Raw genomic sequence first — 19,137 nt, 5'->3', positions numbered from 1 at the left:
CTCCCTCGCCAGGGAAATGCGAGAGATTCAGCTCTTCGACTGCACCCTGGACGATAGATCTAGACAAAAGTCTAGGAGAATGAAAATTACTGCCGTTCAAGCAGTTTCAGGTGGGGCGATCGGGAGCGACGCCACGACCACCCAGCGACCCTGCTCCGGACCGGCCGTGAGCTCACCACCCAGGAGCGAGAGCCTCTCCTCCAAACCGGACAAGCCCAACCTGGTCGAGGGAAATGCCTGCTCCGGGTCCTGACCGAAACCGTCGTTGGTGACTCGCACGAACAAGGTGCCCTCTTCTCGACGTACCGTCAAGGAGACCGACGAGCCCGCTGGGGAATGCTTCAGCACATTCGTCGAAGACTCTCGGAGCACCTGCTCTGCCGCCAACTCCACGCTACGCGGCAATTCGCCTGCTGCGATATCGACCTCGACAGGATGCCCAAGTCTTCGGAGATGTTCCACCACTCCGTCGACGACCTCCTGCAAGGACAAGTCGTCGGCACAGGACACCTCGGAGACCGCCTCACTGGACCGCAACACCTGCAGCAGACGTTTCAACTCGTCCAAAGCAGCCCGAGACGTCCGTTCGATCGAATCCCGTGCCGACTCGACCGAATCCTTGTCCTGAGCCAGGCGCATGACCGAGGCCTGCATCGCGATGATGGTCAACTCATGTGCCACGACATCATGCAACTCCCTGGCCAGAAGAGCCCGCTCCCGTTGCCTGGCTGTCGACAACAAAGCTGCTTTCTCCTCCGCGGCCCACCGGCAGCGCACCGTCGCCCCGACATATCCACCGACCCCGGCGGTGATTGCCACTGCAGGGAACTCCGCGAAGAGCAGCCGACCTGTCCCTGCCGGATTCACCGCCACCGTGATGATCCGCAAAGGAATATAGATCGCAGCTCCGATCAGAACAAGATTCCGTTCACCCCGGAAAGCCGCATCCGCGATCGCCAAAGCTCCGGTCACCGTCAAACAGGTCTGCGAGGAAACCGATAACGTCGGCATCGCCAATGACAGGATGTGCACAAGAGCCGCAGCCACCAGACAGCACAGGTTGAACCAGTGACAGCGCAGCACCACTCCGACGATCGCCGCCGAAATCAGAAACGAGCACCCGATCACGCCGAGCTGACCGGTCAACGACGACGAACCTGCCAGTACCCGGCGCGTATCGTCCAGAAAGGACAGCGCCGCGAAAGCGATGATGATCGGGCCCGTCCAATGCGACCGACCCCGTGGTTCCCCAGTGATCCCGAAGGGTAGGCGCATCCGTGAGCTCCTCAGGGCAATGGGAAACTACCGACCATGGCGGCGCGCGGTGACCTCACAGGAGGCTAGTCCAGCCAGGTAGTGCTGACAAGCAGAGATCATGGGGCAAACACGCCCACCGATGCACAGAGTCGTCACGATCGCACATCGTGGCGCTGCGCCCTCGCCCTCAGGAAGGCACATGACAACGACTCAGGTACTCATCGTCGACGACCAAGAGCTGATGTTGCAGGCTTTGAAAGTCTTCGTCGGTCAAGCCGAAGACATGACGGTCGTGGGCGACGCCCGCAACGGCGTCGAAGCCGTGGAACGTTGCCGTGAGCTACGCCCCGATGTCGTCCTCATGGATCTTCACATGCCGCTGCTCAACGGTGTGGACGCCACCCGACGTATCCTCGCCGAGCAGCCGCGAGTCAAGGTCATCGCCGTCACCACCTTCGCCGGCCCCGAAGCCATCGTGCCCGCGCTGTGCGCCGGAGCCAGCGGATACCTGCTCAAGGACAGCGAACCCGAACTCCTCGTCCGATCCATCCGAGAGGTGATCGCCGGACACAACGCCCTGTCCCCCGCGATCACCGCCGCACTGGTCGACTCGTTACGTCATTCCCCCGACCCCCGCCGCCATCTCCCGGCCCGGATCGCTCCCGACAGCCCAGCCGCCCTGCTCACCCCGCGGGAACGCGAAGCGCTCGACCTGCTCGCCGAGGGAATGTCCAATGCCGAGATCGCGGCCGAACTGTACATCAGCGAAGCCGCAGTGAAATCCCGGCTGGGCACCCTCGCCCAGAAACTGGGCGTCTCCAGCCGCGTACAGATCCTCGTCCACGCCTGCGAGCTCGGGCTGGCCCAGCCACGTCTCCGACGAGCCGGCGCACAAGGCAAGCAGGCTCGCCGTCCACGCCGCCCCTGAACTGTCCCCTACTCGAGTCGAGAGCTCGTTGTCATCCTGTAGTAGGAGATGGTGCCGGACATGAAACAAGCCCCTTACCAATGGCCGGCTCCTCGCCCCAAGGCCGGTGACGCCTGCTGGACGGCGTTGTACGCCCCCGTCATCCTGTTGGGCGTCTCGCTCGAAATGGACGGGCCGAGCCTTGAGCTGTGGTGGATTCCGCTCTGGTGCGCGCTGGTCCTGGTACCCATGCTGTGGCGACGATGTTTCCCGGAGCTCCTCGTGGTCGGAACCTTCCTGGCCCATGTCGTCCAGATGATGGTGATGGACGGGCCAAGCACTCTCAATGTGATGATCCCCGTCTGCGTATACTCGCTGGCCGCCTACAGCCCGAGCCCCCGTTACCGCTGGTGGCTCGGGCTCGCCGTGCCCTTCATCATCGCCGAGACCTACGACTGGGCTTTCCACCACGATGGTCCGGAGCATCCGGCCGACCTCTCGGACATCACGGTCTGGTTCATCGCCACCTTGACCGTCGTCGCTGTCGTCGGCACCTTCTGGGTCATGGGTGAGCTCTCCCGTCATCGCCTGGAGAACATCCAAATACTCCAGGACCGGGCCGAATATCTGGAACGAGAACGTGACCAGCGCGCCAGGCTCGCGACCCAGGAAGAAAGGGCTCGGATCGCCCGTGAAATGCATGACGTGGTAGCCCACAGCCTGTCCGTGATCGTCGTCCAGGCCGACGGTGGCGTCTACACGGTCAGCCATGGTTCCGACGCGCAGAAGCAGGCGGAAGTCGCGATGAGCGCTTTGCGGACCATCGCCGAGACCGCACGTGAAGCCCTCTCGGAGACAAGAAGACTCGTCGGAGTTCTCCGTCGGGACGACGACGAGACGGAATACACCCCGCAAGCCACCCTCGACCAGGTCGAAGAACTGGTCGAACGGCTCCGTCACGCAGGCGTCCGCACCACCTACCTGACCGAAGGCGACCCCCAGTCCCACCCGCCACTGTCCGCCGGTGCCGAGATGGCCGCCTACCGAGTGATCCAGGAAGCCCTGACCAATGCGATGAAGCACGGCGGACCCGATATCGACGTCGCCGTGACCATCCAACACCAGGCCAAAGGAGTCATGCTGTCGGTGCGTGACAATGGCACCGGATCACAGTGCGGTGTCAAGACAGATGGTCAAGGCCACGGCCTGATCGGCATGACGGAACGGGTCGCCGCCTACGGTGGAAAGATCCTGGCTCGTGATCGGCTCAGCGGAGGTTTCGAAGTCGTCGCCACGATCCCCGCAGACGAACGCACCAGGACAAAGGAGAACTAGATGATTCGGCTGCTCATCGCCGACGACCAAGCCCTCGTCCGGGCCGGTTTCCGCATGGTGTTGGACGCTCAGGCAGACATGGAGATCGTCGGCGAAGTCGGCAATGGCAGAGAAGCCGTGGACGCCGTCCTGTCGACCGACGAGAGCGCTCCCGCCATCGACATCGTCCTGATGGACATCCGCATGCCGATGATGGACGGCATTGAAGCCACCCGGCTGATCACCACGTCGTCCCAGGTCAAAGTCCTTGTCCTGACCACTTTCGATCTCGACGAATATGTCTACGCCGGACTCAAGGCCGGTGCATCCGGCTTCCTCCTGAAAGACGCCGGACCGGAGGAGCTGCTCACCGCAGTACGCGCCGTCTACTCCGGGGACGCCGTCGTCGCCCCCAGTGCAACCCGACGACTACTCGCCCGAGTCATCCCCGGGTTACCGATCACTGTCGAGGAGATGCGTTCCCCCGACGAGCGGCTCGCACTGCTCACCGAACGCGAACGAGAAGTTCTCACCGCCGTCGGACGAGGTCTGTCCAACGCCGAGATCGCAGCGACACTCTTCGTCACCGAAGCCACCGTGAAATCCCACATCGGACGGATCCTCGCCAAACTTTCCCTGCGTGACCGGGTCCAGATGGTGGTCCTCGCCTACGACACCGGGCTGGTCCGCCCTGCCTGCTGACCCCCAAACACCGTCGTACCACCCCGGTCTACGACCATGGTCGTAGAACTGAATTCGCGCTCACGGCTGATCTGGACCTCCCTTTCCTTCCCTAATGTCGACCACGGAAAAGACTGCCCGGAAGACGCACGGAGAAACGATGTCCAAAACCAGCCGCCAGGTGGCGGTACGCACCGAGAACCTGATGAAACGTTACGGTTCCGGTGAGAGCGCCGTCACGGCACTCGACCACGTCAGCGTCGAGATCGAATCCGGTGCCTTCACCGCGATCATGGGCCCTTCCGGATCTGGCAAATCCACCCTGATGCACGTGGCAGCCGGCCTGGACGAGGCCACATCCGGCCGCTCCTGGATCGGTGACACCGAGATCACCGGGCTCTCCGACGACGACCTGACCCGCCTGCGCCGTGACCGGGTCGGTTTCATCTTCCAGGCTTTCAACCTGATGCCGACGATGGACGCGCGCTCCAACATCCTCCTGCCCCTCAAACTCGCCGGCCGCAAGGTCGACCAAGCCCTCTTCGACCAGGTCGTCTCAGTCCTGGGCATCGAAGGACGCCTGGGCCACCGACCTTCGCAGATGTCCGGCGGGCAACAACAGCGTGTTGCCGTCGCCCGGGTACTGGTCGCCCAGCCCGACGTCATCTTCGCCGACGAACCGACCGGAGCATTGGACTCTGCATCGGGCAATGCCCTGCTGGAATTCTTGGCCCGCAGCGTCTACGAGCTCGGACAGACCATCGTGATGGTCACCCATGATGCGCACGCCGCGTCGTACACCGACCGGGTGATCACTCTGGCCGACGGCCGGATCTGCTCGGACGTACGCCAGCAGCCCACCAACGGGCAGCTGTCCGAACTCGCGCTCTGGACGGCCTGATCACGTGTTCGCACAGCCACGTCGCTTGATATCAGCGGGAATCGCGATCGTTCTGGGCGTCGCCTTCGTCGCCTCCGCCCTGATCCTGGGCAGCACTTTCCAGTCGTCCTTCCAGAAGCTCGCCGCGAAGGACGTCGGCGACTCTGCCGTCGTCGTCTCCGCCAGGCCGACCGACGATCCCAGCACCTCGGGCATCTCCAAGTCCTTCGTCGACGAGCTGAAGAAACTACCCGGGGTCGACACCGTTCGCGCCAAGATGGAGATCGACCTCCAGCAGGAGCTGGACGGCCGCGAGGGCATGACCATCGGTCGCAGCATCCCCGGCGAGGACGAAGACCGCTCGCTCTCCTCCGGACGCCTGCCGAATACCTCCGGTGAGGTGGTGATCAGCAGCAGCCTGGCCAAGAGCCGCAAGGTCTCCCTGAACCAGGAGATGACCCTGTTCGGTGAAGCACAGCAGCCTGCCAAGGTTCGAGTCGTCGGAATCCTCACCGAACGACAGGGATCGGAGAAGACCCTCTCCGTCGTATATGCCAGCGAACCCGACCTCGCCACCTGGAGCGGGAAAGACCGCTACCAGCAGGCGTATGTCATGGCGCCCTCGGCAGACCAGGCAGAGCTCCGGGACAAGGCCAAGAAGATCCCCGGCGCTGCTTCCTTGGAGATTCGGACCGGCCCGGACGAGATCAAGGAGCGGCTGAAGATTCTCGCTTCGGCAGGGAAGGTCGTCACCGGTCTGCTCCTGGGCTTCGCCGCGATCTCCGTCCTGGTCAGCTCCATCGTCATCGCGAACACCTTCTCCATCCTGATCGCCCAGCGGATCCGGGAGCTCGCGCTGCTCCGCTGCATCGGAGCTACTCGCCGTCAGGTCTTCGGGACGGTACTCAAAGAAGCCTTGGCGCTTTCCGCCGTGGCGTCGGTCGTCGGCATCCTGTTGGGCTTCGGCACGGTCGGCCTCATCACGGCAATTGCCCACCAGGCGGGCACCGACATCCAGGGCATCCATTTCTCCGCGAAGGACATCCTCATCCCTCTCCTGGTCGGGATGACGGTGACCACGCTGTCAGCGGTCCTCCCGGCCCGTCAGGCGACCAAAGTGGCCCCGATGGCCGCGCTGCGTCCTCAGGTCGAGCCCTTGAAAAAAACCCGCAGCGGTAAGGTCCGCATCTCGGTAGGTGCACTCCTCACCGTGGGAGGTTTCGCCCTCGTCGTCCAGGGTGCGCTCTCCCACGAAGCAGCGTGGGCCGGTGGCGGCGCGGCACTCTCCTTGATCGGCATCATCATGCTCGGCGCACTCGTCGTGCCGGCCATGGCCAAGATCATCGGGGTGATTCCGAACCGTTTCGGAGGGATCCCGGGGCAGCTCGCCGTCGACAACTCCCGCCGGAACCCCGCGCGGTCCGCCGCTACCTCCAGCGCGCTGCTGGTCGGGGTCACCTTGATCACCTTGTTGACGGTGAGCATCACCAGCGCTCAGCAGATCATCGAACGGGAACTCGACCAGATGACTCCGGTCGACGTCATCGCCACCTCCGCAGGGGGCAGCATTCCGTCCACCTCTGCAGACAAGGTGCGCAAAGTACCCGGCATCACCGACGTGAGTTCTCCTCTCCTCACTCAGGTCACACTCCAGGGCAAGAACAAGAACGGCGTGGAGACCCGCACCGAACGTGATCTGTTCGGCGTCACCCCTGCGAGCGGGAAAGCGTCCAGGGCGACAGAAGCGATCTCCGGACTGAAGGACGGGGTCATCCTGCTGCCCGAGGAGGACGGTTTCGCCGACGGGTCCACTGTCACGGTGAAAAATGCGCAAGGCACCTCCATCTCCGTGAAGACCCTCGTCCGCCCCCGCAGCGGAGACATGGCGATGGTCACGGAGAACACCCTGCACCAGCTGGCACCGAACGCGCACAACGTCCTGTGGGCACGGTACGCCCAAGGCACCGACATCGCGGTCGCCCAGGAGAAGGTGAGCGAGGCACTCAAAGGAGTGCCTGCGGTCCAGATCGCCGGGGCCGCGGCCTTGCGCCTGCAGTTCGACACCGTGGTCACGATGCTGCTCTCCCTGGCCACCGGGATGCTGGGAGTGGCTGTCCTCATCGCCCTGGTGGGCATCAGCAATACGCTGAGTCTGTCCGTCCTGGAACGCACTCAGGAGTCGGGCCTGCTCCGCGCCTTGGGCATCACCCGACGCCAGCTCCGACGAATGTTGGGAATGGAGGCGATCCTGCTGGCCTCCGTCGGTGTTCTCCTCGGGCTGCTGCTGGGAACCCTCTACGGATTCTCACTGCTCCAGGCGGCAGCGGGCGGCAAGGTCGACGTCCCGTTCGACCTGCCGTGGGGAACCCTCTTGACGGTCTCCGGGGTGGCTCTTCTGGCGGGCTGGGCAGCCTCGGTCCTTCCCGGACGGCGGGCGGCCAAGGTTCCTCCGAGCGCTGCGCTCGCCTCGGAGTAAAACGCTGAACTGCTGATATGACGTGGGAGGGGTACGAGCACCACAGGTGCTCGTACCCCTCCCACGTTCCGGTCAGCCGCGCTCGGCGCGAATATGTCCGACGAGGCGGCCGAGGACGTCCTCCAAGGTCACGATGCCTCGTAGCTCGCCACGGTCGGTGGCGACCTTTCCCGGGATCTCGTCCTCGGCGAGTCCGACCTGACGCACCTGGGCGATATGCACCTGGGAGCTCTTCATCGCTTCCAGAAGCGTGCGCAGGCTGGCTTCCTGGGCGATGGCGGGCAGTGGCCGGACCACCTCGGCGAGGAGGACCTTCCCCAGCGATTCGGGGTCGGCGGTGATGACGTCCTTCAGGTGGATGTACCCGATGTATCCGTCTCCTTCGTCCGAGAGGACCGGGAGTCGTGAGTACCCGGTGTCAGCGGCGATCGTCTCGATCTCGGCGCAGCTCTGCCCTAGTCGGACACTGGCGACTTGGCCTACGGGGATGAGGGCAGCAGTCACAGTGTCCTCGTCGAAGTGCAGTGCCCCGGCGAGGAGTGCTTTCTCCTTGTCGTCCAGGAGGCCTTCCTCTGCGGCCTCGTCGACCATCGCCTGAACCTGTTCCCTGGTGAAAGCGCTGGCGACCTCGTCTTTAGGGGTGATCTTGACGAGACGTAGCACACCGTTGGCCAGGGCGTTGAGCGCGATGACGAAAGGTCCGAGCACCTTGGTCACCGCCACGAGCGGAGGTACCAGCCAGAGCGCGGCCTTGTCCGGCCCGGCGAGGGCGATGTTCTTGGGGATCATCTCGCCGAGGACGACGTGCAGGTAGACCACGATCAGCAGCGCGAGGACGAAGGCCACGGGGTGAACCAGGTGGGAGCCGACCCCGAGTGCGAGGAAGGGCGCTTCGATCAGATGGGCCAGTGCGGGTTCGGCGACGGCGCCCAGCCCGAGAGAGGCCAGGGTGATGCCCAGCTGGGCGGTGGCCAGCATGAGAGAGACCTGTTCCATGGCACCCAGGACCACCCGTGCGGGCGCCGACCCGGCGTGGGCTTTGGGTTCGATGGCGCTACGTCTGGCGGAGATCACGGCGAATTCCGCACCGACGAAGAAGGCGTTGAGCAGCAGGAGCAGTGCTGCAACGAGGAGCATGATCCAGTTGGTCATCGGCGTTCGTCCGTGGTCGGTGCGGCGGTGTTCTCGTCGTCGGGGAGGGCTTCTCCCAGGTGGATACGGACCCTGTCGACGCGGAGGGCGTCCAAGCCGGTGACGGTCAGGGTCACCGGGTAGCGCCGGTGTTCCTCGTCCTGACCGATGACCTCGACGACGTCTCCGAGCTCGGCGAGTCGGTTGAGCTGGTCGACGATGAGCCCGGCGAGGGTCTCGTACTCGGCGTCCTCGGGCAGGAGGACACCGGTGACCTCCTCGACTTCGTCGGGGCGGAGCAGCCCTGAGACCTCCCAGATGCCGGGCCTGGTCTGGCGTGGTGCCACAGGGGTGTCGTGTTCGTCCTCCAGTTCCCCGGTGATCTCCTCGATGAGGTCTTCGAGGGTGACGATGCCGTCGACACCGCCGTATTCGTCGATGACGACGGCGATCTGCTGAGATCCGTCACGCAGGTCGCCCAGGAGGGAGTCCAGATCGATGGATCCGGGTACGAGGACGGGGGTGTCCATGACCTCGGTGACGGCGATCCGGGAACGGTCGGCGGCTGGCACGCGCAGGATCTGTCGGGTGGTGATGAGCCCGACGACCCGGTCGGTCTCCGCGTCGAGCACAGGGAACCTGGCATGTCCGGTGTCGTGGACGTGCCGAACGACGTCGGCGACGCTGTCCCCCACGTGCACGAAGTCGACCCGGGTACGCGGGGTCATCACATCACTGGCCCGGCGTTCACCGAATTCGATGCTGCGCTGGACAAGTTCTGCGGTGTCCTCCGGAAGGGTCCCTTCCCGGGCGGAGCGGGCCACGAGGAAGTGGAGTTCCTCGGGACTACGTGCGCTGGCGAGCTCCTCGGTGGGTTCGATACCCATTCGTCGCAGGGCCCGGTTCGCCGATCCGTTGAGGAGGGTGATCATCGGTTTGGTCGCGGTGGTGAAGCCCCGCATGGGTGCTTGCACTGCTCGCGCTGTCCGTTCGGGGATCGCGATGGCCAGGTTCTTCGGGACGAGTTCGCCGAAGACCATGGTGAGCGTGGTGGACAGCAGCATCGCCAGGGTCAGGGACACGGCGCGTGATCCGGCGCCGTCCAGTCCGAGTCGGTTCAGTCCTGGCGCGATGAGAGTGGCCAGGGCCGGCTCGGAGAGAAATCCGATGGCGAGATTGGTGATGGTGATACCCAATTGCGCGCCGGACAGTTGAGTGGAAAGTGTCCGTAGCGCTGCAAGGACGCCGCCGGCGCCGGAGTCGCCTTCTGCAGCCCGACTCTCGACGTGGTTCCGGTCGATGGTCAGGAAGGCGAATTCTGCAGCCACGAACAGGCCACAGGCAGCGACGAGGATCAAGGACAACAAAAGGAGCGCGAGCTCGGTCATTTCTCCGCTTCATGGCTGGTCCCGGGGGTGGGGTTGCCACCCGGGGCTCATCTCGATGATGAGATGAAAGGCCTATTTTATGCAGCATGGCCGACAGACACCAGCACGTCCGATGGATGCAGCCTGAGTAAGGCTCCGCCCATCTCTCTTTCCCTGACGAGGCGTCTCTTCTCCATGAACTCACCGACCAGAGATGCACTTCATGTTCCCACCCAAGCTCTTCTTCAAAGAATGACACGACATCCCCAAAAAAAAATTTACAAAAAGCGCAGACTTCACAGAACAGAGGTCGCCCAGCTCTCCCGAGAGGACTAGCACGGCCAAGGCCACCTGCACCATTCCCTCAGTCAGTGGTGAGTTCATGAAACGAACACTCAAAGGAAATTGGGCATCAGCCACAAATCTTCTTCACCAACAGCCAAAGGCACACATCGACAAAACCCATACGGCCCTGCATTCTCCAGCGAAACGACCGTCAAACCCTGATAAACCCTGGAGTTGCCCCACTCCCAGCACTCCTGGACGTGGCGCCCCTCCGATATTCCACGGTGCGCATTAGTCTGCGCCCATGGGAAGTACCGAATTCGTCGCCACCGCTGTCGATGACCTCTCGTTGTACGGCCACTCCTGGCTGCCCTCGGCAGAGTCGTCGTGCCCCGGATCGAACGAACCCCGAGCAGCAGTCGTCATCGTGCACGGCATGGCGGAGCACTGTCAGCGATACACCCCGTTCGCCGGCCAACTGGCCGATGCCGGCTTCGCGGTATATGCCTACGACCAGCGCGGACACGGACGCACTGCGGTGGCCAACGATCGACCTTTAGGGCATCTTGCCGACCGTGCCGGTTGGCAACTGTTGCTTTCCGACCTGGGCGAGATCGTCCGCATCGTGACCGAGAACCACCCGGGGCTTCCGGTCTTCCTCTTCGGGCACAGCATGGGCAGTCTCGTCGTGCGCGCCTATGTGCAGAGCCATGGCGACGACCTTGCCGGGGCAGTCCTGTGCGGCACGGCCGGAGATCCCGGACCCGTCAGATGGGCGGGGTTGGCCTTGGCCAGGTCGGAAGCGGCCTTACGGGGCCGCCTGGCCAGGTCGTCGACGATGAACCGATTGCTCTTCGGCTCCTTCAACCGGCCTTTCGAGCAAGGGCTCGTACCGGGGCAGGTCACTGGTTTCGAATGGTTGTCGACCTCTACCCAGGAGGTGGCCACCTATGTGGCCGATCCGTGGTGCGGCTTCGTGTGCACAACACAGTTCTATGCGGATCTGCTGGCCGGGATAGGGCCCGTGCACGACAGGGCGAGGGTCTCCGGGGTACCGCCTTGGTTACCGATCTTCCTGGTGGCCGGCTCCGACGATCCGGTGGGCGATTCCTGGCGAGGTGTCCTCCAGGCGAAACAACTTTTCCGGGACTCAGGTGTGCGAGATGTGCGTTCTCAGCTGTACCGGGGCGCCCGGCACGAGATCCTGAACGATCGCTGTCGGGATCAGGTCGCCCGTGACGTGGTGGCCTGGCTGGAGGAACAGATCAGGGCGACCCCACTGCGACGCGAGAACTGAGCGGGAGTAGGTTCCTGAGCGGCTGGTCGTCCGCGTCGAGGAGGCAACTCGGTGGAACTTCCCCAGGGTTTATCGCGTGGATCCGCAGGATTCACGCGAGCTGTGGTCGCGGTGGTCTGTGCCGGCCTGGGGTCGTTCAACGCGCTGTACTGCACGCAGGCGTTGATGCCTGCGATCAGCTCCGGCTTGGGGGTGGATCCGGCCCGGGCCTCGCTGACGGTCAGTGCGGCGACCGGGGTGATGGCTGCGGCGATCCTGCCGATGTCGGTGCTCTCGGAGCGTTTTGGTCGAGGGCGGATGATCATCTTCTCGGCGATCTCGGCGTCCGTGCTCGGCTTGATCCTTCCGCTGGCCCCGACGATCTGGTGGTTGATCATCGGGCGCGCGGTGCAGGGATTCCTCCTGGCGGGGGTACCGGCTACTGCAATGGCCTGGCTGAGCGAGGAGATCGCTCCTGGGGATCTGCCTGCGGTGATGGGGTTGTACGTGGCAGGCACCACGGTGGGCGGCTTGTCCGGACGGTTGATCCCGGCGATGGCCTTGGAGGTGACTTCATGGCCGTGGGCTTTGGCTGCGACAGCCGTGGTGGCTGCGCTTTGCGCCGGGGTGATGACCTTGGTGATGCCTGCGCCGCGGCGTTTCCGCCCTAAACGTCTGCGCTGGCGGGAGGAGTCGCGTGCTTTGGCCCGGCATTGTCGGGATCGCCGGCTGATGGGTTTGTTCGCTGTGGCCTTCCTCCTGATGGGAGTCTTCGTCTCGCTGTACAACTACCTCGGCTATCACTTACTGGCAGAGCCTTTCGGGCTGAGCCAGGTCGAGGTGGGTGCGATCTTCCTGCTCTACCTCTGTGGGACGGTCGCCTCGGCGCGTGCTGGTTCGGTAGCGGCTCGGTTCGGACGACAGCGGGTGCTTCTGGCCGGGCTCGGCCTGTGCTTGGTGGGTATGCCTGCGGTGATGGTCGATGCGCTGTGGTCGGTGCTCCTGGGCACGGCGGTGTTCACCGCAGGTTTCTTCACCGTGCATGCGGTGGCCTCTGGCTGGGTCGGCGCTTTGGCCGTCCGTGATCGCGCAGAGGCTTCAGGCCTGTACCTGACGAGCTACTACTTGGGAAGTTCCCTGGTGGGCTACCTGTCGGGGCTTGTCTTCCATGCCTACGGGTGGCAGGTCCTGGTGTGCTGGCTGCTCTTCCTGATCGTGGCGGCGGGCGTGCTCGCTTTGTCAGAGGCTCTCCTGCTGCGTTCGCAGCGGCACGCAACTTCCTTCTGAGTCACTTTCCGCATATCCGGCGCAAATCTCGCCGGACTTTTATCATTTCTTGACCTTAGAAGAAACCCTTTAATCGCTGAACTTTCACTGGAAGTCCTGTTCGATAAGCGCCCGATCAGCCTTTTCTTCACCGTGAATCATTTCACCTCCCCGAAGACACCCAAAGTCGCCACTCAAATATGCTGTATGATCAGATCATGCCGCGGTAAGTCCACTCGATCGGAATACCATCGAACAAAACGGACATTCTGATCACCTGCACATTATGCACTGAGTGCACATTCACCTCGACTCTCGGAAAAGAGCCTCCTTGTCGAAGCACACCCTGCGCGCGCTGGTAGCCGGATCCTTTGCCGCCGCATTGGCGGCCGGTGCCGTCATCGCGCCTGCACACGCCGCATCCCCCGCTCCCGTCGCTCCTGCTGCGCCAGCCACCTCCACCCAGCGGCCGATCTACGCCATCGCCCACCGCGTCTTGACCACCGGAGGTGTCGACGACGCACTGAAGATGGGCTACAACGCCCTCGAAGTCGATCTGACCGCTTGGAAAGACGGCTGGTACGCCGACCACGACGGCATCCCGACCAGTAAGGGTGACACCGTCGAGCCGATGTTCAAACGCATCGCCGAGAACCGCAAGGCCGGCAAGAACGTCAGCTTCGTCTGGCTCGACATCAAGAACCCTGACCATTGCAGCTCAGGAGATCCCAAGTGGAAACACTGCTCGGTGGCCCACCTGCAGAGCAAAGCTCGAGAAATCCTCGAACCCGCCGGCATCAAAGTGCTCTACGGCTTCTACAAGACCGTCGGCGGCGGCGGATGGAAAACCATCACCTCCTCCTTGAACAAGAACGAGGCCGTAGCCGTCAGCGGCACCTACGGCAGCGTGAAACAGCAGTTCAACGAGCACGGCAAGAACATTCCGCCAGCCCAGCGAGTCGCCGACTACGGCCTGTTCGACATCCGCCAGGGCTTCGGTGACTGCGGCACCAAGGGCAACAAGACCTGCAACGAACTGCGCCGATCGTCCCAAGCCCGGGACGAGGGTGAACTCGGCCGCACCTTCGGATGGACCATCGCCAAGAACCAGGACGCCTATGTCGACGGTCTACTCGGCAAAGCCCATGTCGACGGCATGATCACCGGGTTCAAGGCCACACACTTCTACAGTCACAGCCACACCGAGCAAGCGCTCAAGTCCATCACCAGCTGGGTCGAGAAGCACTCCTCGACCCACCGCATGGCGACCAACGCCGACAAACCGTGGTGACCCCGGGCTGACCCCGGAACCGAGAACGGACGGGGCGGGCGAGATGCATCCGACACATCTCGCCCGCCCCGTCTTCGTCGGTATCGACATCTGCTCTCAACGCGATGGCTGCTCCAGAACCGATCTCACGATCTGTGCAGTAGCTGCCGGCCGCCACCACATGACGGCATGACCACACGGCACCAGCAACTCCCAGGACACTCCGTCCTCGCCTCGGGGATGCGCTGCAGCCAGCTCGGCCACCAACCGCTCCTGCACTTCCTGCCAACGCCGGTCCCCTGACCGCCACTGGGTGAGCAGCGCCGTCACCACCACCATCGGGACGTCCGGCAGCTGCGAATCGGCCCGGAGAGCTGCCACTGCCGCGGCATCGCAGTCGTACCGGCGGAAATCACGCAGAAAACGACGTACCACCGGAGTCCGCTCGGCCCACCCTCTGCCGGAGAAGGACGACAGGGAGGCCAGGTCCTCGGTCGGTGACGACAGATCAAGTTCTGCGCTCGGATCCAGCAGGACCAGCCCGGCCACCTTCTCCGGATGACGCCGGACAAAGGTCTCCGCCGCGAAAGCCCCCATTGAATGGGCAACGACCACGAGACTTCCCGGCGGATCCTGCGCGCAGAGCGCTGCCATGCCCGCCACATCAGCCTCGAGGTCACCGGTGCCCCGATCCCAGACCTCGTAACGGCCCGAAGGCAGGCAGCGACGCAAGAGACCCTGATAGCTGCGAGCGACCATCCCTGCACCGGGGAAGAGCACGACACGGCGGACTTCGCGTCCTTCAGAGTACGGCCCCTCCTCAGACACCGTTCTGCCCCCTGTCGGCCGCCGCGCGAGTAGCTGCCAGGCCACCCCAGAAGGCCAGACCCGCCAGGGCCAGCATCCACACCGACCCGCTCCCGACCTGGAAGCGTTGAGCGACCCCCAACAATGCAGGCCATGGCCAATCGATCGTGGCCCTGGCGACCTCCAGCATCGTCCAGGCCGTACCCAACAGGTATCCCGCAGCGGATACCAGGAGCAGCAGACGCAGCACTGACATCCGGTCGCCGGACAGCCAGGAAGAACGGTGCGCCAGGAACAACGGAAGAGTGATCAGGACCACCGCCGCCATCATCATCACCGATGCCGTCACACTCGTGCCGACGTGAGCCGAATGGGTCCAGTGCAGCTCGAAAGCGGCTTCTTTGGCCGCACACACCTTGTCGGCGCTGGGAGCACACGACAAGGGTGCCAACGCATCCGCGACCGTGGCCACCCCGAAACCGGTCAGGGCCCACCACCCCCACTGCGCCCGACCGATTTCCCTTAACCGAGCACGCCATCCGGCCACTGCCGCGATCAGCAAACCGGTGATCAGGTCCGAAACCCGGAAGAACCACGAACCGGGCTGATCGGTGGCGGCCAGCTCGCTCGCATAGGTGCTGATCGGATCCAAACCATCCGTCGCCACGACAGGCGCCCAGATCCAGGAGAGGTAGAACAGTCCGGCAGCAGCCACCCCGGCAGCCCAGTTCGTCGCTTCAGCTGTGCGTTGTCCCACCGACGAGCCGGTAGCCCCGACAGCCGTGACCTCCTTCGCACCCGCCTGGTCCGCCCCGGACGCGTTCCCGCTCATCGCGGACGGGCCATCGGGAAGGGCAGGGTCTCCCTGATGCTCGCCCCGGTGATCATCATGACCAACCGGTCCACGCCCATGCCCAGACCACCGGTCGGTGGCATGCCATGCTCCAGGGCGACGAGGAAGTCCTCGTCCAGCTCCATGGCCTCGGGGTCACCAGCGGCGGCGCTCTCCGACTGTGCGGTCAACCGTCGACGCTGCTCCAGCGGATCGGTCAATTCCGAATAGGCGGTCCCGAGCTCTACGCCCCAGGCCACCAGGTCCCACCGTTCGGTGACCCCGGGGGTCGACCGGTGGGAACGAGTCAACGGTGACACCGACACCGGGAAGTCGCAGTAGAAGGTCGGCCGCTGGGTGTGTTCCTCCACCAAACGCTCGTACATCTCCAGCGCCACCGTGCCGGCATCCCACCCGCTCAAATACGGAACCCCCGCGAGATCACACTGCTCACGCAGGATCTCGACCGGCGTTTCTGCGGTGATCTCCTGGCCACCCATCTCCAGCAGCGCTTCCGAGATCGCGCCGTGCAAGGTCTTCACCGGCCACTCCCCGGAGATGTCGACCCGCTCCCCGTTCGGTCCGGGTACCACGCACTCACCATTCGCGGCGATCGCCGCATTCTGGATCAGCTCACGGCACAGGTCCATCATTGTCAGGTAGTCGCCGTGCGCCGCATAGGCTTCCAGGATCGTGAACTCCGGGTTGTGCGAGAAGTCCACGCCCTCGTTGCGGAATGTCCGCCCGAGTTCGAAGACCCGGTCCATACCTCCGACGCACAGTCGCTTCAGGTACAGCTCAGGAGCGATCCGCAGGTACAGGTCGAGGTCGTACGCATTGATGTGGGTGCGGAAGGGCCGTGCATTGGCCCCGCCGTGAATGGTCTGCAGGATGGGGGTCTCCACCTCGAGGTATTTGTAAGAACCAAGCGTGGAGCGCAGGGAAGTGAGGACCGCGGACCGGGCCCGCATCCGCTCGCGGGTCTTGGAGTTGACCGCGAGGTCCAGGTAACGCTGACGGACCAGCGCCTCCGGGTCGGTCAGTCCACGCCACTTGTCAGGCATCGGGTGGAGACATTTGGCTTCCATCCGCCACATGTCGACCAGGACGGAAGGTTCGCCCTTCCTGGATTTTCCTCGCCGACCGGAAACCCCGATGAGGTCACCGAGGTCGACGCCGCTGCGGAAGGCCTCCAGCATGGCTTCACCGCACACCTGGCGGTCGAGGAGGAGCTGGGTCCGTCCGGTCCAGTCACGCAGCTCGACGAAGATGACTCCACCGAAGTCACGGATGCCGAGCGCTCGACCCGAGACCGACAATCTGGTGCCCTCCTCCAGGCCCAGGACGTCCTTCGCCTCGTGGCTCGGAGGCTTCGACATCGGCCAGGGGTCGACCCCGGAGCCGATCAGGTGGTCAGCTTTCTCCCGCCGGACCCGTTCCTGCTCGGGGTATCGACGCACCTGTTCCTCGACCTCGAAAACGCTCAGGTCAGGGGCGTTGCTGGAGACGACAGCGGTATCGCCGCGTAGTGGGCGGAGGGGACGGGGCAGGCCGACGAACCCCTCGGCGATCCCGACTCCCAATCCGATCCGAGGAAGCTGTCCTCCGTCCTGGAAGCACAGGAAACGCGGTTCCCATTCGGGCTGGTACTTCAGGTTCGAGCGGTACAACGACTCCATCTGCCACCAGCGGGACAGGAAGACCAGGATTCGCCGCCACAGCCGCAGCACCGGCCCGGCACCGATCTCAGCTCCTTCTTCGAAGACCGACCGGAACATCGCAAAGTTCAAGGAGACCCGTCGTACTCCGACCTCGTCGGCGCGACGGCACAGATCGGTGATCATCAGCTCAGTGGTGCCATTCGGGGCATCAGGAGATCGCCGCATGACATCCAGGGACACCCCAGCCCTCCCCCATGGGACGAAGGAGAGCAGTCCGACAACACGTTCTTCCGGGGTGCCCATACCGATGACGGCTTCTGCGAGCAGGCAGGCCCCGTCCGCCGGATCGTTCCACCGTCCAAGCGCCATCGAGAAACCACGCTCGGGCTCTTCGCCGCGCCATTCGTCGGCCAGACGGCCCAGCTGTGCGAGTTCTTCGGCCGGGACGTCGGCATGCCGACGCATACGCACCTTGACCCCCGCTTTCTCTGCGTGGCCGACCGCGCGCCGCAGCGGTGCACGTTCGGTTCCTCGCAACGAGAAGTTCCCCGTGTACACGATGGCTTCATCGCCGAGGTCAAGCACGGAGAAACCGGCCCGATGGTAGGCCTCGGCGCCGGCCCGGGAAGTACCGATCGCGGCGGGGACCCAACCGTAGGGTCGAGCGGCCTGCATCCAGGCATCGATCGCGGCAGCCCAGGATTTCGGGTCGCCGAGCGGGTCGCCCGAGGCAATAGACACTCCCGCTTCGACCCGATAAGCAATCGCAGCGAATCCGTCCGGACTGAAAACGACAGATTTGTCCCGACGCAAGGCGAAGTAGGACAGTGAGTCGGCGCTGCCATGTCGTTCGACGAGCACCCGCATGGCCCGCTCGTCGGCTTCGCTCAGCTGATCCTCGGCGCGACGGGTACGGAATACCACGACGACGGCGGTAATGAGGCAGATCGCGCCAAGGGTGCTCTGGACGATGGTCACCCAGCCAGGAGCCGGCGATTCGAAGTAGCCGCCCTGTTCGATGCCGAGCCCGGCGACCTGGATGATGGTCCAATCGAGCCGCTGTTCCGGTGGAACCTGGCCCGGGTCGAGTTCGAGCAACAGCCACCCGAACGGGATGCAGATCGCCAGACCGGCGAGCAGGGTGCCCAGTGCCCGCAGGTAGGCGACCTTACGAACCCTGGTCCAGAACTCTTTACGTGTCGCCAGCAGGAGCAGGATGACCACGGTGTGGAAGGCGATCGGTCCCCACTGCCAGACGCCGTCGTAGAGGTAGTCCGCGATGTCCAGAGTGAAGAAGATCACCGTCCACAGCAGGGAGAGCCCCCACGCTGCTCGTTTTCGCGCGGCCAGTGCTGCGGCGTTCATCATCAGGACGGTCGCCCAGGCGATATTGGCCTGGATGTCGATGTACAGGCTCACCGTGTCGATGAGCTCGTAATGTCGATCGCGGAATTCCACTCCGACCAGCGCCAAGAAACCGGTGAGCAGCCCGTTGAGGAAAACCATGAGGGCGAAGAAACCAGGGAATTTGCCGCTGGCCGATGCCCACAGCCCGCCGCCCGAGGAGGTGCCCTGCGGTGGAGCCGCTTCGGCGGAAGAACCGCGGCGTTCAGCCTCGCGGTGGTCGTGCGCTGACTGATCGAGCATCGATCTTCTTGCCTTCCTCACATTGAGTTGTCGTCGGGGCGACAGGCTGTTCCATGGAGTTGTCGGTCAATTCCGGGCAC

At 64.0% G+C, this 19,137-nt stretch carries 14 protein-coding genes; 8 read left to right on the top strand and 6 right to left on the bottom strand.

What is annotated here, in order from left to right:
- Nucleotides 1-96 precede the first annotated feature (96 nt).
- Nucleotides 97-1,275, bottom strand: a complete 1,179-nt coding sequence (locus DX923_RS01250) for a sensor histidine kinase (RefSeq protein ID WP_116112109.1) — start codon at nt 1,273-1,275, stop codon at nt 97-99.
- A 181-nt stretch (nt 1,276-1,456) separates the two neighbouring features.
- Here DX923_RS01250 and DX923_RS01245 point away from each other — a divergent pair, with 181 nt between their 5' ends.
- The 5 genes from DX923_RS01245 to DX923_RS01225 all read left to right on the top strand — a co-directional run bounded on the left by DX923_RS01245 (nt 1,457) and on the right by DX923_RS01225 (nt 7,515).
- Nucleotides 1,457-2,185 carry a response regulator gene (locus tag DX923_RS01245; protein ID WP_116112108.1) on the top strand — a complete coding sequence of 243 codons (729 nt, stop codon included), beginning with the start codon at nt 1,457-1,459 and terminating at the stop codon, nt 2,183-2,185.
- Between the two features lie 60 nt (nt 2,186-2,245).
- Nucleotides 2,246-3,499: a sensor histidine kinase gene (locus tag DX923_RS01240; protein ID WP_162872696.1), complete on the top strand. Its 1,254-nt coding sequence runs from the start codon at nt 2,246-2,248 to the stop codon at nt 3,497-3,499.
- Nucleotides 3,500-4,180 (top strand): response regulator transcription factor, encoded by a 681-nt coding sequence (locus tag DX923_RS01235; protein ID WP_116112105.1) that lies wholly within the window; start codon nt 3,500-3,502, stop codon nt 4,178-4,180.
- A 139-nt stretch (nt 4,181-4,319) separates the two neighbouring features.
- Nucleotides 4,320-5,060 carry an ABC transporter ATP-binding protein gene (locus DX923_RS01230; protein WP_205413078.1) on the top strand — a complete coding sequence of 247 codons (741 nt, stop codon included), beginning with the start codon at nt 4,320-4,322 and terminating at the stop codon, nt 5,058-5,060.
- 4 nt (nt 5,061-5,064) lie between these two features.
- Nucleotides 5,065-7,515 (top strand): ABC transporter permease, encoded by a 2,451-nt coding sequence (locus DX923_RS01225; RefSeq protein ID WP_116112103.1) that lies wholly within the window; start codon nt 5,065-5,067, stop codon nt 7,513-7,515.
- Nucleotides 7,516-7,587: 72 nt separating this feature from the next.
- Here the strand turns inward: DX923_RS01225 and DX923_RS01220 are convergent, their stop codons facing one another.
- Nucleotides 7,588-8,667 carry a hemolysin family protein gene (locus DX923_RS01220; protein ID WP_116112101.1) on the bottom strand — a complete coding sequence of 360 codons (1,080 nt, stop codon included), beginning with the start codon at nt 8,665-8,667 and terminating at the stop codon, nt 7,588-7,590.
- Nucleotides 8,664-10,034 (bottom strand): hemolysin family protein, encoded by a 1,371-nt coding sequence (locus tag DX923_RS01215; protein ID WP_116112100.1) that lies wholly within the window; start codon nt 10,032-10,034, stop codon nt 8,664-8,666. Before DX923_RS01215 ends, DX923_RS01220 begins: the two co-directional genes overlap by 4 nt.
- A gap of 568 nt (nt 10,035-10,602) precedes the next feature.
- Between DX923_RS01215 and DX923_RS01210 the strand changes: the two genes are divergently transcribed.
- The 3 genes from DX923_RS01210 (at nt 10,603) to DX923_RS01200 (ending at nt 14,131) form a co-directional block, all read left to right on the top strand.
- The gene (locus DX923_RS01210; protein WP_116112098.1) at nt 10,603-11,595 is read left to right on the top strand and encodes an alpha/beta hydrolase; all 993 of its coding nucleotides are present in this window, start codon (nt 10,603-10,605) and stop codon (nt 11,593-11,595) included.
- A 51-nt stretch (nt 11,596-11,646) separates the two neighbouring features.
- On the top strand, nt 11,647-12,861 hold the full coding sequence (locus tag DX923_RS01205; protein WP_116112097.1) for an MFS transporter: 1,215 nt from the start codon (nt 11,647-11,649) through the stop codon (nt 12,859-12,861).
- Nucleotides 12,862-13,171: 310 nt separating this feature from the next.
- A complete protein-coding gene (locus tag DX923_RS01200) occupies nt 13,172-14,131 on the top strand; it encodes a phospholipase (RefSeq protein ID WP_205413077.1) in 960 nt (319 codons plus the stop codon).
- Between the two features lie 96 nt (nt 14,132-14,227).
- Here DX923_RS01200 and DX923_RS01195 read toward each other — a convergent pair whose 3' ends face one another.
- From DX923_RS01195 to lysX, 3 genes are read right to left on the bottom strand one after another with little or no spacing between them, the layout of a single operon-like run.
- Nucleotides 14,228-14,938: an alpha/beta fold hydrolase gene (locus DX923_RS01195; protein ID WP_240322696.1), complete on the bottom strand. Its 711-nt coding sequence runs from the start codon at nt 14,936-14,938 to the stop codon at nt 14,228-14,230.
- Nucleotides 14,931-15,749: a DUF998 domain-containing protein gene (locus DX923_RS01190; protein WP_116112095.1), complete on the bottom strand. Its 819-nt coding sequence runs from the start codon at nt 15,747-15,749 to the stop codon at nt 14,931-14,933. The genes DX923_RS01195 and DX923_RS01190 overlap by 8 nt, the downstream gene beginning before the upstream one ends.
- A complete protein-coding gene (gene lysX, locus DX923_RS01185; RefSeq protein WP_116112094.1) occupies nt 15,746-19,057 on the bottom strand; it encodes a bifunctional lysylphosphatidylglycerol synthetase/lysine--tRNA ligase LysX in 3,312 nt (1,103 codons plus the stop codon). Before lysX ends, DX923_RS01190 begins: the two co-directional genes overlap by 4 nt.
- Between the last annotated feature and the right edge of the window lie 80 nt (nt 19,058-19,137).

Origin of the sequence: Austwickia chelonae (genome assembly GCF_003391095.1) — a bacterium.
Taxonomy (GTDB): Bacteria; Actinomycetota; Actinomycetes; order Actinomycetales; family Dermatophilaceae; genus Austwickia; species Austwickia chelonae_A.
The sequence above is the reverse complement of the archived record's forward strand: the minus strand, read 5'-3'. Positions and strand labels throughout refer to the sequence as shown.